The sequence below is a fragment of the Flavobacterium sp. HJ-32-4 genome, assembly GCF_022532105.1.
Taxonomy (GTDB): Bacteria; Bacteroidota; Bacteroidia; order Flavobacteriales; family Flavobacteriaceae; genus Flavobacterium.
The window spans coordinates 3048282-3064164 of record NZ_CP092832.1 but is presented as its reverse complement, the minus strand read 5'-3'; the positions used below and the strand labels follow the sequence as shown (position 1 = coordinate 3064164).

Annotated in this window: 14 protein-coding genes; 11 read left to right on the top strand and 3 right to left on the bottom strand. The window is 46.6% G+C overall.

Translation table 11 applies throughout. The features are described 5' to 3' along the window. The first annotated feature begins 22 nt into the window (after window positions 1-22). From MKO97_RS13135 to MKO97_RS13095, 9 genes are all read left to right on the top strand, one after another. Window positions 23-649 carry an HmuY family protein gene (locus MKO97_RS13135; RefSeq protein WP_241103669.1) on the top strand — a complete coding sequence of 209 codons (627 nt, stop codon included), beginning with the start codon at window positions 23-25 and terminating at the stop codon, window positions 647-649. A gap of 922 nt (window positions 650-1571) precedes the next feature. After that, entirely contained in the window at window positions 1572-2033 is a 462-nt protein-coding gene (locus MKO97_RS13130) for a Panacea domain-containing protein (RefSeq protein WP_241103668.1), read from the top strand. Next, window positions 2030-2398, top strand: coding sequence for a hypothetical protein (locus MKO97_RS13125; protein WP_241103667.1), 369 nt, complete (start codon window positions 2030-2032; stop codon window positions 2396-2398). The genes MKO97_RS13130 and MKO97_RS13125 overlap by 4 nt, the downstream gene beginning before the upstream one ends. Before the next feature lie 413 nt (window positions 2399-2811). Continuing rightward, window positions 2812-3528: a hypothetical protein gene (locus tag MKO97_RS13120; RefSeq protein ID WP_241103666.1), complete on the top strand. Its 717-nt coding sequence runs from the start codon at window positions 2812-2814 to the stop codon at window positions 3526-3528. 4 nt (window positions 3529-3532) lie between these two features. Then, a complete protein-coding gene (locus tag MKO97_RS13115; protein ID WP_241103665.1) occupies window positions 3533-4171 on the top strand; it encodes a hypothetical protein in 639 nt (212 codons plus the stop codon). Window positions 4172-4246: 75 nt separating this feature from the next. Beyond that, the gene (locus MKO97_RS13110; protein WP_241103664.1) at window positions 4247-4744 is read left to right on the top strand and encodes a hypothetical protein; all 498 of its coding nucleotides are present in this window, start codon (window positions 4247-4249) and stop codon (window positions 4742-4744) included. Between the two features lie 302 nt (window positions 4745-5046). Then, window positions 5047-6183, top strand: a complete 1137-nt coding sequence (locus tag MKO97_RS13105; protein ID WP_241103663.1) for a glycosyltransferase — start codon at window positions 5047-5049, stop codon at window positions 6181-6183. Continuing rightward, complete coding sequence (gene glf / locus MKO97_RS13100) at window positions 6180-7313, top strand: UDP-galactopyranose mutase (protein WP_241103662.1); 1134 nt, start codon at window positions 6180-6182, stop codon at window positions 7311-7313. The genes MKO97_RS13105 and glf overlap by 4 nt, the downstream gene beginning before the upstream one ends. Next, entirely contained in the window at window positions 7310-8452 is a 1143-nt protein-coding gene (locus tag MKO97_RS13095; protein WP_241103661.1) for a hypothetical protein, read from the top strand. The genes glf and MKO97_RS13095 overlap by 4 nt, the downstream gene beginning before the upstream one ends. Window positions 8453-8512: 60 nt before the next feature. Here the strand turns inward: MKO97_RS13095 and MKO97_RS13090 are convergent, their stop codons facing one another. From MKO97_RS13090 to MKO97_RS13080, 3 genes are all read right to left on the bottom strand, one after another. Continuing rightward, window positions 8513-8698 (bottom strand): hypothetical protein, encoded by a 186-nt coding sequence (locus MKO97_RS13090; RefSeq protein WP_241103660.1) that lies wholly within the window; start codon window positions 8696-8698, stop codon window positions 8513-8515. A gap of 6 nt (window positions 8699-8704) precedes the next feature. After that, window positions 8705-8857 carry a hypothetical protein gene (locus MKO97_RS13085; RefSeq protein WP_241103659.1) on the bottom strand — a complete coding sequence of 51 codons (153 nt, stop codon included), beginning with the start codon at window positions 8855-8857 and terminating at the stop codon, window positions 8705-8707. A gap of 399 nt (window positions 8858-9256) precedes the next feature. Next, complete coding sequence (locus tag MKO97_RS13080) at window positions 9257-9718, bottom strand: hypothetical protein (protein WP_241103658.1); 462 nt, start codon at window positions 9716-9718, stop codon at window positions 9257-9259. Window positions 9719-10187: 469 nt separating this feature from the next. Between MKO97_RS13080 and MKO97_RS13075 the strand changes: the two genes are divergently transcribed. Both MKO97_RS13075 and MKO97_RS13070 read left to right on the top strand, forming a co-directional pair. Further along, window positions 10188-10847: an NAD(P)H-binding protein gene (locus MKO97_RS13075; RefSeq protein WP_241103657.1), complete on the top strand. Its 660-nt coding sequence runs from the start codon at window positions 10188-10190 to the stop codon at window positions 10845-10847. 245 nt (window positions 10848-11092) lie between these two features. Continuing rightward, window positions 11093-15739, top strand: a complete 4647-nt coding sequence (locus MKO97_RS13070; protein WP_241103656.1) for a RecQ family ATP-dependent DNA helicase — start codon at window positions 11093-11095, stop codon at window positions 15737-15739. Window positions 15740-15883: the final 144 nt, after the last annotated feature.

Below are 15883 nucleotides of genomic sequence, written 5' to 3'. Positions count from 1 at the left end.
CTAATCAATACATTTCATTATTATGTTCAAATCACATTTTTTCAAATCAGTTTTAGTACTTTCCGTTTTTGGTCTGTTTGCCTCGTGTTCGGATGATGATGATACGACACCAGCGCCGGTAACGTTAGAAACGAAAACAATTTCAAACTTATACGCGCCACAAACTGGCGGACAGGGACAGCCTGTTGGCGGTGTCTTTACCAAGTTCAGTTTTTCGCAAAATGCAATCGTTACGGATGATTCGTGGGATATCGCTTTTCGGGGAACCACAATAGTGGTAAATGGTGGAACAGCCATCGGTATAACCGACGAACCCACCCGCACAGGCAATGCAGCCGTTAGCATTGTTTCAAGTACATTAAGCGCGGTAACTGCGATTCCAAATGCGTCAACATTCACCCAGGATGGCCCCGGCACATATGCCATTCCGACAGGAAGCGGAAATGGATGGTATGACTACAATGCGACAAACAATTTGGTTACGCCAATTGCAGGTAAAGTATTTGTCGTAAAAACACACGATGGTAAATATGCTAAAATGGAAATCATTAGTTATTACAAAGATGCTCCGGCAAATCCTGACGCAACAGCATTAGCACGATATTTTACGTTTAGATACGTGTACCAACCAAGTGGCACAAGCTTTTAATTCTACCTTTCAGTTAGTGCACCCTGTCGGTAACTAGCGGATTTGGACTACATTCAAAACAATAAAACGATTGCTTCTGCCATCCGTTTTATTGTTTTCTCATTTATGCGCATTAGGTTGGTGGAATGAGGGGGAGGAGAGGGGAGGAGAGGGGAGAGAGGCAAGAAGCAAGAGGCAAGAAGCAAGAGGCAAGAAGAAAGAAGAAAGAGAAATTGCGGTTTATTAGAAACAATGGAAGTGAGAAATGGCATTTTGCGAGTGGTGCATCCTACTTGGGAAGCAGGCATGGCGTTGTGAGAATGGGCAATGCTACTTTAGAGTGGGGCCTTTCATGTTGAGAAGGGAAAACAATACCTCACAGACGGGACATAACACTTTGCGAGTGGAAAGGCGTACTTTAGAAGTGGGCCTGTCATTGTGAGAAGGGGATGTCGAGTTGGGAGCGTGGCCTCTCGTATTCTAAACACGGTATCGCATCGTCTGGGCGGGAATTGTCGTTTTCCCGGCCGCGTGCAAGCTTCTTTTAGACGTACCCCTTGGCATTACGATCAATCAGTCACCTTTTTGGAAAGAACCTTTTAAAATTCAGTAGACAACCGCAGGAGGTAAGCTGTGTTTGCGAATTAATTTGTACTTTCGACTTATCGCGGGGAGTTAGACGCGACTTGTTAGGTTGAAGGTGGTGGGATTGTTGGAGACGAACGAGATGCTCGCGTTAGCGGCGGGATTTGGGACCAGTATTAATGAGATGAGTAGGTATTAATTATGAAACAAATTTTATAAGCACGGGTACATGAACAATTTTCTTAACGGAAGTGATACATATTCCAAAAATGAATACTTTTGTTCAACTCATACTGAAACTATTTCATTTTTCGCCTGTTGCGAAATTATACGCCAAAGACAAAATATAATTCTATCTATGCCACATTCAGCACTATACATTGCAGGGGAAATTCTAAAGCGAGGTTTAGAACAGGGCGTTGGAATTTCAAACATGAAGCTCCAAAAATTACTGTACATAGCTAATGGTTTGTACCTCGCTCAAACTGGTCAACTACTCTTAAACGACCCAACAGAAGCTTGGCCGTATGGGCCGGTGTATAAAGAAGTTTATCATGCTTTCAAACAATATGGCAATGCTAATATTGTTACATTGCCTCTACAATATACTTTGAAACCTAAAGTTGAATTAGATAATACCGAGAATTCTACAATTGACTTCGCTATTGATATTGCAAAAAAACTTGATGCAGTACAATTATCTAATTGGACACATATTGATGGGTCTCCGTGGTCCGAAGCATTTAATAATCGATATGGAGTGATATCCAAAGACTCGATGGAACGCTATTTCAAACAATTTCTCAAGAAGGCAGAATGATGGCAGAGGGTGGAGGGGCAAATCTAGAATTAGATGAAAGCTTATTGGTCAATCAGGCCAATAATGCTCCTGGTACGGGTGCATATACGCAAGAATACAAATTTTATGCGTCCGATTATGAGAAATTGCTTTTGGCCAATTTTGACCAGAATATGCAAGAACGAAAACATTATGCAGAATGCATCTATGTTTTTACGTCTGTTTGGTGCATTTGCATTCTATTCATTGTCATTTGTGTCGGTACAGGATATTTTGTACTATCAGATTTGGTGGTAACCACGATTATCGGTTCTACTACGATTAATGTGTTCATTTTTTTCCGTTTAGTTACGCAGTATCTTTTCAACGCCAATCATTCGACATAGTCGATTATGATTGACACTCTAATTGCCACAGTCGTTCTTGTCATTGCCTATCCGACCTACCGAGAGACTTTTAACGCCAAGTCCGGACCTGCTCGTGAATCAAGGGAAGAGAAAGAAAATCTACCCAATTCAAGGCTGCTCAAAATAACTCATCGTAAGTTCACAATTTTTTAGGACAATGTATTGCTAAGGGAAACGGCGACAAGTTGATTTACGAAGATCTGAGCTTTCAGCAAATGATAGATATGGCGTGATCAATACGACATGTCTGTCAGATAACTTTAACAAAATTTGTTCGAATTGCAAGTTACAAAACGCAACATCCAAAGTATGCAGAAGATGCTCGATACGCAAAACGAAAATCTTTTAGTTTTCAGAGGATAACTACTTACACTAAATCAAGCGATTGAAGTATGTTATACGCATGGATAGACGGAGTTAAGAGACAGCCTATAGCAAAAGGAGAAAAGACTATTTGCAAAGATTGTGGGGGAGTATTAACCGCTGTCATCCCTATGGAAAATGTTAAGCATTGGCGTCATAAAGCAGGAGATTGTGATTCTTGGAGTGAACCAGAAGGCGAATGGCATCTTAAATGGAAAGAATATTTTGACCTAAATTGTAGAGAAATCTGTTTAATAGATTCAGTTACGGGTGAAAGGCATCGTGCAGACATTCTGTGCAGAACTAATACAGAATTAGCAACAGTCCTTGAATTGCAACATTCAAGTATATCAGAAGAAGAAAGACTTTCACGAGAGATATTCTATCAACAAAATCATCAAATGTTTTGGTTGGTGCATATACATAGCGAAACGGCATTCAATGAATTTAACTTTGGAATTTCACTTGAACTTATGTCGCGAGAATGTGAATATGACGGACGTAAATTTACTGTAACAAATTGGGGTGGGCGTAGTAAACAATTTATCGAAAAATGGAAGAAATCTACAGCACACGTCTTTTTTGACTGGCGAGGTTATGTATTCTATTTAGCAAGTGAGAAAATTTCATTGCATTTGGGTGGACCTTTCGGAAGAGGAGAATTCGCATGGTGTGCCCTAAGTAAAAGAGAGTTTATTGATGCTGTCCATGGTCTAAAGTCGAAACATCAAATACGAGAAAGTTAGAATTATGAATAGTAGTGATATCCTCGAACACGTAGACAGTTTTTACAATTCAGCATGGGATAAATTAGTCCTTGTCGGCACAATTGCCTTAGGCATTGTAGGGATAATTGCACCTGTGATTATTCAGTGGTATCAAAAACGGACTTTGAAGATAAGCGAGGAAAACTTACGCGATGCTTTGCGAAAGGAAATCGAAAATTCGAAAAATCAGCTAAGACAAGAGATAGAAGCAATCATCCTCGAAAAATCTAAAAAGGTTAAGCAGACTCTACGTCGAAAGGTCAAACGAGTTTATGGTAATTCAGAAGGTGGTCTGTTTTATGTACAGGGTAATGGGCAATTGGATGACAAAAACTACTTTGATGCAACTCGTAGTTATGCTATGGCAATTGACTATTATCGAAAAGCTCAAAATTTCATGGCAATTCAAGACCTTCTCCCAAACTTGGTTGTATGTCTTGACAAAATTAAGAAGTCAGAACTTGATGAACTGAAGAAATCGGATGATGTGGATATCAATGCAATTTTAGTTAAGGTCTTGAATAAAGACAAATATGGAGCGGTCAGGAATATAATTCTTGATGAGATTTACGCCCAATACGATTACTTCACTAAGCCAGAAATAAGACGCCTTCCAAAATAGTCCAAAAGATACTCTCCGACTTAGGAAGGCTGTTAGATTTGGTATACAGGATCTATAATTATCAAAACAAATACTATGGAAGAGTTCATCATTATAAGGGCCGGCGTCAATGGAGGTAAAACGACAACCTGTGGTTATCTATATGAACAGCTCAGTAAGACGGCTCAATATTCCAAACTCTTTAGCTTAAGTTTTAACGAGATAAGAGAACTAAAGTATAATGAAGATGGTGGTTTATACGATTTTATTGGCGTTATAATTATTAATGGCAAAGTGATAATTATAATAAGTCAGGGTGATGTTGCCGAAGATTTAGAAAAAATATTGAACAAATTAAAAGACGGTCAACTCATAAAGAAGCTAACGGATGGCCTTTCCGATATCGTTCACTTTTTGGTGGTAACGGGAAGAAGCCAAATGAGAACAAACTCTACGATTATGATGTTACACAATAGAATCCCGTCAGACCGGAGAAAAGAATTTTGGACCGAAAAGAGTAAAGATTTAAAGGATAAGTTAAAAGTCAAAGACAAGATTGTAACTCAAATTATCAAGTACATCGGCAGCAAGTAATTACCATTGAAAACTGCGGTCATACTCCGTCGCCACTAGCCCACACCCCCATTTATCCTTCGCTAATCAACTAAGCGAACCTTTCCCAACGCCCTTTTCCTTTACGGGTGAACACCCCACCTATGGCTTCCTACCGCCATAAACAACCCCATCGGAAAATTATGTAACACCCCCCCAAATCCTCGCTTTTACCTTTGCAGGGCTAAGTCCTGAAAAAGAGTCCCCATTCCTTTCTTATGCCTTCGCATGCCCCAGCAGACCGGCTGATGGGGTACGTATCCTACATTCTATACATATACATTATGCGAACAAACCACTCCGCCGCACCCTCACAAGTGCGTGAAACAGCCGACCAAACAGTCGCGCCCTTCTACTATGATCTCGTCGTGTTCTGCCACCTCCGATGGGATTTCGTGTACCAACGCCCACAACACCTGATCAGTCGCTTCGCCGAAACCCTACGGGTGCTTTTTATCGAAGAACCCATCGGCTTTGCCCCTGAAGAGGAACATACCGCCGTGTTGAAAAAGGTCTCCGAAAACCTGCACGTGCTGCAACCCCGGGTGAAAGACATTGCCTCCATCGCGGGTATCCTGCCCGATTATATCGCCAACACCCGTATGCCGATGGGCTGGTTTTACTCACCTTCTTTCGTCGTATTGGAACCGACGCTCGATTTCGACGTCACCATCTACGACTGCATGGACGAACTCTCGCTGTTCAAAGGCGCCCCGCAGGAACTGATCGACCAGGAAAAAGCGCTTATGGCCAAAGCCGACGTCGTATTCACCGGAGGGAAGTCGCTCTACGAGTCGAAGAACCGCCTGCACCCGAACGTGCACTGTTTCCCCAGCTCGGTCGACGAACCCCATTTCGCCAAGGCGCTGAACGGCATCGCGGTGCCGGATGACATCGCGTCAATAAAAGGACCTATCGTCGGCTATTTCGGCGTCATCGACGAACGCATCGACCTTGAACTGATCCGCGCCACGGCCGCTTCCCATCCCGATATCTCTTTTGTGATGATCGGTCCGTTGGCCAAAATCCACGAATCCGACCTGCCCCGCGCCGCCAACCTCCATTACCTGGGCATGAAAGCCTATGGCGAACTGCCGCATTACCTGAAGGCGTTCGACATCGCCATGATGCCGTTCGCGCTGAACGATGCCACCACCTATATCAGTCCGACCAAAACGCTCGAATACATGGCGGCAGGCAAACCGATTATCTCAACGCGCATCGCCGATGTGGTCCGCGATTATGCCGGGTGTATATCCCTGATCGACAGTCCGGACGAATTCGGACAGGCCATCGACTATCTCCTCAACGACGCCGACGATTTTTCGCGTACGGCCGAATACCGCCGCATCCTGGCAAAAACCTCGTGGGATGCCACTGCCGCCAACATGCAATCGCGCATCAACGCCTACGCTTTATGAAAACCGCCGACATTATCATCATCGGTGCCGGTATCTCCGGTGCGGTGTTAGCCGAGCGCTATGCGTCGATCGGCAAGAAGGTGCTCGTAATCGAAAAGCGGAACCACATCGCCGGCAACTGTTTCGACTTCATCGACGAGAACGGCATCCTGGTGTCGAAGTACGGCGCCCACCTGTTCCATACCAACGACGAAACCGTTTGGGACTACGTGAACCGTTTTTCCGAATGGTACCCGTGGGAACATAAAGTCGTGGCACGGGTAGGGGAGCAGACCGTCCCGATCCCGGTGAACATCACGACCGTCAATACGCTGTTTGGCGAAACGATTGAAACAGAAGACGAAATGCGGGCCTGGCTGGAGGACAACCGCGTTGCCATTGCCGAGCCTGCCAACGGGCGGGAAGCGGTGCTGAACCGGGTGGGAGAGGCGTTGTATGAAAAGATGTTCCGCCATTACACCAAAAAGCAATGGGACAAATACCCCGAAGAACTGGATGCCTCGGTGCTCAACCGGATTCCGGTGCGCCACGACTTCGACGACCGCTACTTTTCCGACACCTACCAGGCGTTGCCGAAAGGCGGCTATACGCAACTGTTTGAAAGTTTATTGCTGCACGAGAACATCGAGGTGTTGTTGAACACCGACTATTTCGACATCGCCGATACGCTTTCGGGCTATGAAAAACTGTTTTACACCGGGCCGGTTGACCGCTTTTTCGATTTCAAGCACAGCCTGGTTGAGAAGCTCGAATACCGTTCGATACAATTCGTGACCGAGACGTATGACACCGAATATTTCCAGGAGAATTCAGTAGTGAACTACCCCGGCACCGAGGTCGACTTCACCCGTATCATCGAGTACAAGCATTTCGGCAACCAGGTGGCGCCGCGCACAACCGTCGTGCGGGAGTACACCGTGGCGGAGGGCGAACCGTATTATCCGGTGCCGAATCCGCGCAACCAGGAGATCTACGCCCGGTACAAAGAAGAAGCGGACGCCCTGCTGGATGTGCACTTCGTCGGACGCTTGGCCAATTACAAGTACTTCAACATGGACCAGGCCTTCAAGAACGCCCTCGACCTCTTTGCGTCGCTGCAACGCACGGCAGAACTGGCACCCGCGTCATGAGTGTCTTCAAGACCTTTATGATGGGAGGCTACGAATGTGCCGACCATATCAACCGTTCGGGTGTCAGGGTCAACCTGCTGAAGGAAACCCAACACGACATTCGGGTGGAGGAAGATTACCGGATGCTGGCCGCTACGGGCATCCGGACGGTGCGGGAAGGGATTTGCTGGAGTGCGGTGGAAACGGCACCCGGCGTATTCGATTTCTCGGAAGTGCTCAACCGGATGCGGGCGGCGGCGCAGTATGGCATGCAACCCATCTGGGACCTGATCCATTTTGGGTATCCGGACGGACTTTACCCGACGCACCCGCATTTTTGCAGCCGGTTCGTGCAGTTGTGCGAGGCCTTTGCGTTGTTTTATAAGGCGCACGCCACGACGCCCTTGCTGGTCGTTCCGATAAACGAAATCAGTTTCCTTTCGTGGCACTCGGGCGATGTGAGGGGAACGGTGCCCTTTGCAGTAAACAGCGGCTGGGACATCAAATACCACCTGTGCAAGGCGGCTATAGTGGGGATACGCGCGCTTCGGGAAATTGATCCGGCGTGTACGGTGTTGCTGGTGGAGCCGTTGGTGATGATCCATCCGGATGACCGTGACGAACTATTTCCGTCACAGAACCAGGACCAATACCAGGCGATGGACATCATCCTGGGAACGATGTGCCCCGAATTGGGCGGTGCACCCGACCTGGCCGACATCTTAGGGTTCAATTACTACTGGAACTGCCAATGGACGGTTTCCCACGGACCGCTTTCCTGGCCGGATACTGAAAACCGCCGCGTACCGCTGTCGGCCCTGCTGTCGAATGCCTATCTTCGGTATGGTAAGCCGATGCTGCTGTCGGAAACGGGGCACTTCGGTATCGGCCGTGTGGAATGGCTGGAAGAAGTCGCGCAAGAGTGTCGACGGGCCATAGCCGGCGGTGTCGACCTGCTCGGACTCTGCATCTACCCCGTCACCGACCGGCCCGACTGGGACGACTTGTCGTCGTATTGCCAATGCGGTATGTGGGATTTGGATGAACAGAAAGAGCGCGTGCCGGAACCCGCTTATATCGACTATGTGATGACGCTCACCGGACTACGGCGCGATACGACACTCTCGCGGTATGTGCATTTGTATGGTGATCCGTCGTAAGTGGGACGAACGGTTACCGCAACATATCTTCATAAAAAAACCGGCTCTGGGCCGGTTTTTCTATAGTCCCCTCCACTTAGGTTCTTCCTTTGGTGGAGGTGTTTCTTCGGTTTCAGGTTCGTCGTCGTAGCTGATCATCGGATCGTCTTCGTCTTCGTTGTCTTCCCGCTCACCCCGTCGTTCGGGCAGCGGGTTTTGGGGATCGTCAGAATGGTCGGTGACTTTTTCTATTTTCCGGTTAAACATGTCTGACTATTTAGACGATTTTTTGCCGCCTGATTTATCGTTGGCCGGAGCCGCCTTCGTTTCGGTTTTCGGCGCTTCTTTAGCCGTGCTATCGGTTTTGGCGCTGGTAGTAGGTGCTTTGTGCGATTTCTTGTGGTCTTTCGCGTTGTCTTTTTTCATGATACGGTATTTAGTATGTGGGGTAAATGTAGTGTGGGAGGAGAGGTAGTGGGTTACACAATTGAGGGGATATGTTGGAAGGAGAGGGGAAAGGGGAAAGGAGATAGGGGCGAGTAGTGGCGGGTATTCCGAATTCAAAATTTACAATTCAAAATTCTTCTACCCGGATGCTGTCGCGCGCCAGGGTGGGCATTGCCGCAAAGTCGGAGACCTTTGCGGAGCGTATTTAGTGAGAGATGATGCGCAGGGGGTGTTGTGCAACGGAACGTGACGCCGCTTTGCGCAGTGGTGATGATTTTAAATAATCAGTTCTAGAGATATACAAATTTGAATTACCAGATTACTTTTTGTTGAAAACTAAACCAGCCATTGCGCAAAACGGCTGTTAGCAGTAGTTGTTTAATAATTTTCTGAAAACTTAAATAATGCTATCAAATTTTCTCCCTTTTCTCTGAAGTTTACGGGGACGTTAGTATTGCCTAATCTAAAATCTGTAATTTCTGTTTGAGATAATTTCTTGTACAATTCGGGAGTTAGAACTATACTACCCATAAGCTTAAATTTTTTGGCCCCCAATTCAGAGCAACTAATTTTCGCATTTTCAAAATCAAGTTTTTCACCTGTAAAAAGTGTTAGATGAATGCCATTAGAATTATCACAAACATCTGTCTCTGTTTTGAATATGAGAGTGATTTCTGTGAGTGTTGAAGACTTATATTTTGAAATTACAATAGAACTGTTGTTTGACGTAAGCATAGATTCAAAGTCTTGTTGATTAATTGGGTCTCTAGCTTCATTATTTGATTGGCAATACGAGATAAAACCAATGAGTAGAATTAAAAAGGTGAGTTTGCTTTTCATTTTTTGAGTTTTAAATGGTTATATATTATATAACGGAATTTTCTGTTAAATATTTATTGTCTTTAATTTGGGATTTGCTTAACAATTTCTGCTAACTCATTTATATCTCTGAAGAATCCATACTATAATCCCAATATCAGCGGATAGGTCTAAATTGGCCGGAAAACGAAAAGTAGTAAATTTTTTATACATCAACCGGATTGTCCAGTCGTGAAATGTACAAACATCACGGTCAGGCCCGCCCCAATGTATGCCCCACAGTCACGAATATACAATTAATTGGTGTTATAAATAACAACTTACCTTTCCCCCTTATCCACCCTTATCGCGATCCTAATTTCCTGCTTTTCCAAAGTCAAGTATCAAGGAGCAAGTATCAAGGAGCGAACCTCTCACCTCTCACCTCTCTCCCCTCTCCTCATACGTTCTTTTTGTACCTTCGCGCCAAAACAAATAGGCAGCTAAGTCAATGAAAATAGTAATCGCCGGGGGTACCGGTATGGTGGGAAAGAAGGTGCTGGAATTGTGTCTGGCGGCAGAGGCGATAATCGAAGTGCGTTCATTGGTGCGCCGACCGACGGGGCAGGTGCATGCGAAATTGCGGGAGTATGTCGTGGTGGACTTTGCGCATCCGGAGGCGGAGGCGTTTGAAGGCTGTGATGTCGCGTTTTTCTGTCTGGGTGCCTATACCGGAAGCGTGTCGAACGAGCTACTGAAGACCATCACCGTCGACTATGCCGTGGCGTTTGCGAAAGCGCTGGAGGCGGGTAGTCCGGGGGCACGGGTATGCCTGCTGAGCGGTGCCGGTGCCGACCGATCCGAGAAGAGCCGTACGCCGTTTGGGCTGTATAAAGGCATGGCGGAAAACCAGATCGCCGCCCTGAACCTGCAATTCTTCACGCTGCGGCCGGGTTATATCTACCCGACCGAACCGCGCAAGGAACCCAATTTCGCCTACACCCTCATGCGATTGTTGTATCCGGTTATCCGATTACTGGGGCGCCGGTATAGCGTCACGTCGCAGCAACTGGCGGAGGCGTTGTTTTTGGTGGGGATGAAGGGAGCGGAGAAGGAGGTATTGGAGAATCAGGATATTTTGGCATTTCTGCGGAAGAATGTCTCTTCCTAATACCACATACATACCTCCAAAGCGATATTTTATTACATTGCACAAAATAAGGTGCAATGAATCTAAACACTTTGCCTCCTGTTGCTTTTGTTGATACGGAAATCGACTCCCGCACGGGTGTCATTTTGGATCTCGGGGGAATCAAAACGGACGGTGGTTTTGTGCATACATCATCCCCTACGGAATTTCAACATTTTTTGCGCGGTATAAAGTTCGTCTGTGGGCATAACCTCGTGCATCACGACATGCAATACATAAAAAATACGCTGGACGCTGCGGGCATAGAGGAGTATATTGACACACTCTATCTGTCTCCGCTTTTTTTTCCCAGAAAGCGCTCCCACGCACTTTCCAAAGACGAGAAACTACAGGACGAAGAACGAAACAACCCATTGAATGACGCAATCAAGTCCAGGTCGCTTTTCGAAGAACAGGTAGCGAATTTCCGTAGCCTGGATGTGCGGCTTCAACAAATTTACTTTCTGCTTCTGCGAAAGCAGCCCGAGTTTCAGTCCTTTTTTCGGTATCTGAACTTCCAAACCGATGCGACAACTGTCATACCGCTTATTCAAGACCATTTCGACGGAAAACTGTGTGCGAATGTTGATCCGTCTACTTTCGTGTTTCGTGCTCCGATTGCGACGGCATACAGCCTTTCACTGATTAACGCCTTATCAGATGAAACTTCCAAACGTGTCATCACAGCTCCATGGGTTTTGAAGAATTATCCCGATGTCACCAGCGTACTGACACGACTGAGAAATAGGCCCTGTTTATCGGGATGTTTGTATTGCAATGACAAGCTCGATGTTCACAGGGCATTGAAACGGCATTTTAACTTTGACCATTTCCGCTCATATGACGGTGTTCCGTTGCAGGAGAAGGCTGTTAAGGCAGCGGTCGACGGCCAGTCCATCTTGGCGATATTTCCAACCGGGGGAGGGAAGTCGGTAACCTTTCAATTGCCCGCCCTGATGGAAGGCGAAAACGTCAACGCGCTGACCGTTGTTATATCGCCACTGCAATCGCTGATGAAAGACCAGGTTGACAATCTGGAGAAGGTAGGTATTACCTCTGCCGTGACAATAAACGGACTTTTGGATCCTGTTGAAAGAGCGAAGTCGTATGAAAGGGTCGAAAACGGTGATGCATGCTTATTGTATGTCTCGCCCGAGTCGTTGCGATCGGTATCTATGGAACGATTGCTCTTGGATCGTAGGATCGCCCGATTTGTCATCGATGAGGCACATTGTTTTTCGTCCTGGGGACAAGATTTCAGGGTCGACTATCTGTATATAGGGCCTTTCATAAAGTCGCTGCAGGAGAAAAAGAACAGTGCTGAACCGATACCGGTTTCCTGTTTCACCGCGACGGCAAAACAGAATGTGATCGACGACATCCGGGACTACTTCAAAAAGACGCTTCAGCTTGATTTGTTTTTGTATGAATCACCCGTAGGGCGAAAGAACCTCACCTATAGGGTGTCAGAGAAAATCGATGAGGATGAGAAGTACCAGGCATTACGCAACCTAATCGAATCAAAGAATTGTCCGACAATTGTTTATGTCTCCCGCACCCGAAAAGCAGAACAATTGGCCGAAAAACTGGTCAAAGACGGTTTCCTGGCACGTGCGTACCACGGTAAATTGGAGGCAAAAGAAAAAAAGGAAAACCAGGAGCGGTTTATCAATGGAAATATAGACATCATGGTTGCCACTTCCGCATTCGGAATGGGAGTGGATAAGAAGGACGTCGGGCTTGTCGTACATTTTGAAATCTCCGACTCACTCGAAAACTATATTCAAGAGGCGGGTCGTGCGGGCAGGGACGAAAACATGGTGGCGGACTGCCATGTCTTGTACAACGAGGACGACCTTTCGAAGCATTTTATCCTTTTGAACCAGACACGCCTCACCATTCGTGAGATCCAGCAGGTCTGGAAAGCGGTAAAAGACCTGATGCGTTACCGGCCCACCGGTTCGCACTCGGCATTGGAAATCGCACGACAGGCTGGCTGGGAGGAGGTCGACAAAGAAATAGAAACACGTGTTACCACAGCGGTGGCTGCTTTGGAAGACGCGGGGTATATTCGCCGAAAGCAAAACCGGACGCGACTGTTTGCCAACAGCATAAGAGCGAAAAGTGTGCAGGAAGCGATTGACCGAATCACGGCATCCCAGCGGTTCGATACGCAGCAAAAGGAGCCTGCGGTGCGAATCCTCAAAAAACTGTTCTCAAGCCGAAGCCGACGGCATCTTACTGACGAGGGCGCCGAATCACGCATAGATTATATTTCCGATCACCTGGGCATCCCAAAAGAAGAGGTAATCCGGATTGTTACTTTGTTACGGGAAGAAGGTATCCTTTCCGACTTTAAAGACCTTACCGCTTTTGTCCGAAGGGGGGATAAAGGCGCCCGGTCAGCAAGCATCGTCGCTGATTTTGCGCGATTGGAGCGATATCTTCTATCGCAAATAGGCGAAGATGAGCAGGATATCAATATCAAACACCTGAATGAAGCGGCTCAGAACAATGGATGTGAAGGTGTTGGAATACCAGCCATCAAGAGCATATTAAACCTTTGGGCCATAAAGAAATGGATCGAACGAAGACCGCACGGATACTCAAAACACTACGTGCGCTTGCGCTTCCTGACGACAATCGACGAGTTCAAATCAAAACTGTCCCTTCGACATGAACTGGCGCAGTTTCTTATCGCTTTTCTTCACGAGCGTGCCAACGCCGACAATACGCAGTCGGGTCAGGAAGAGGTGCTGGTGGAATTTTCAGTCGTAGAACTAAAGCGGGCATATGAATCCGGCGGGCAGTTGTTTATCCGCGAGATAACCACTGCAGACATAGAGGATACCTTGTTTTATTTGTCAAGAATAGGCGCATTGAAGATTGAAGGTGGATTTATGGTTATTTACAATCGGCTTTCACTCGAACGACTTGAGACGAATAACAAGAAGTCGTATACGCGTGACGACTATCAAAAACTCGATCGTTACTATGATAACAAAGCCCAGCAAATTCACATTGTGGGCGAATATGCGAGAAAAATGGCGGAAAATGAAAACGAGGCTCTGCAATTCGTCAACGATTACTTTTCGCTCAACTATCAGAACTTCGTAAGACAATATTTTCCGGGCGCCCGTGCCAAAGACCTCCGTCTGAAAATGACGCCCTCGAAATACCGCCAACTATTCGGTACGCTTTCGTCTGTTCAGGAGGCCATTATCAAGGATGAATCGCAGTACATAACAGTCTTTGCCGGTCCGGGAAGCGGTAAGACGAAAGTCTTGGTCCATAAATTGGCGTCACTCCTCCTCATGGAAGATGTCAAGCATGAACAACTTCTGATGCTGACGTTTTCGCGTGCCGCAGCCACCGAATTCAAAAAACGACTGCTGGAGTTGATTGGAAATGCGGCCCATTTTGTGGAAATTAAAACCTTTCATTCCTACTGCTTCGACCTGTTGGGAAAAATGGGAAGCCTTGAAGGCTCGGAAAATGTCGTGCAACAGGCCATCAGAAAAATAAAGGCTGATGAGGTAGAAGCCAGCCGCGTCACGCGGACGGTACTGGTGATTGATGAAGCGCAGGACATGAACAAAGATGAGTATGAGCTCATTTTATCGTTAATGGAAAGAAATGAGGAAATGCGACTCATTGCCGTTGGCGACGATGACCAGGAAATTTTTGGTTTCCGAAGGGCAAGCGCCGAGTACCTTAAGGCCTTTTCTACGTTGCCGGGTGCCAGCAAACATGAGTTGTACCAAAACTACAGGAGTGCACCGTCGCTGGTAGCCTTTGCTGAACGTTTTGCACAGCGATTACCAAATCGGTTGAAAAGCCGACCTGGGGTTGCCATGTCAGAGGAAGCGGGAAAAGTGACAATCGTCCGGCATCCAGGGCGCGCCATAGCGATCGCGGTCGTACACGACATCATACATTCTCGCCTAACCGGAACGACTGCCGTATTAACCAATACAAATGCTCAGGCTGCCCAGTTGGCGGGACTCCTGATCAAAGAAGGAATGAACGCACGCCTTATACAGGAATACGACTCATTCCGATTCTTTGACCTAAGAGAAGTTCGATTTTTCCGGGATTTGGTATGTGAGGGAACCGATACGCCTTTTATCTCAGACGAAACATGGGAAAAGGCAAAGCAACACCTTAGCGACCGATTCAAAATGAGTCCGCTTTTTACGATTTGTGAGGCGATGATCCATGATTTTGAAGTTATCTACAGTAAAAGGAAGTATAAATCGGATTTCGATACCTTCGTCCGTGAATCAAAACTGGAAGATTTTAGCGCGCCGGACAAGAAAACCATTTTTGTTTCCACGATACACAAGTCAAAGGGCAAGGAGTTCGACAATGTGTTTGTGGCAATCGTCGATTTCCCTGGCGAAACAGGCGAAAGTAACCGACAGTTATACGTGGCAATCACCCGTGCAAAAAAGACCCTTACTGTGCATTTGAATTCTGATATCCTGCAAAGTATAGGCTCGACCGACTGTGACTACATACATGACGCCAGCGTGTATGAGGAACCCTTTGAGATGGGTATGATGACGACACACAAAGACTTATGGCTGGATTTTTTTCTTGATAAGCAGTCTACAATCGAACAGTTGCGAACCGGCGACAAACTCGTCGTCAGGGAGAAAAACTGCGTAACGCTGAATGGCGTCCCCGTTTTAAGCTTTTCCGCCCATTGCCAGGAGAAAATCCGAAAGCAACAGGAACGGGGCTACACACTCAAAACCGCGTCGATTAATGCCATTTTACATTGGCGAAAAGAAGGGATGGACGAGGATACGCTGATTGTTTTGCCGGAGCTGGGTTTTGAACGAGATACTGCACATCAATCCACCCCATAAAACAACTCTCTATATGCCGACACCAATACCTGCAACGATACACCCAACCCCACAAGGTCTTTCAGGATAAAGGCGGCTCTCGCTTCACAACACGGTGTATCGCGTTACACGGGAAGCGGTCATAGGATGTAGAAACTTAAACGG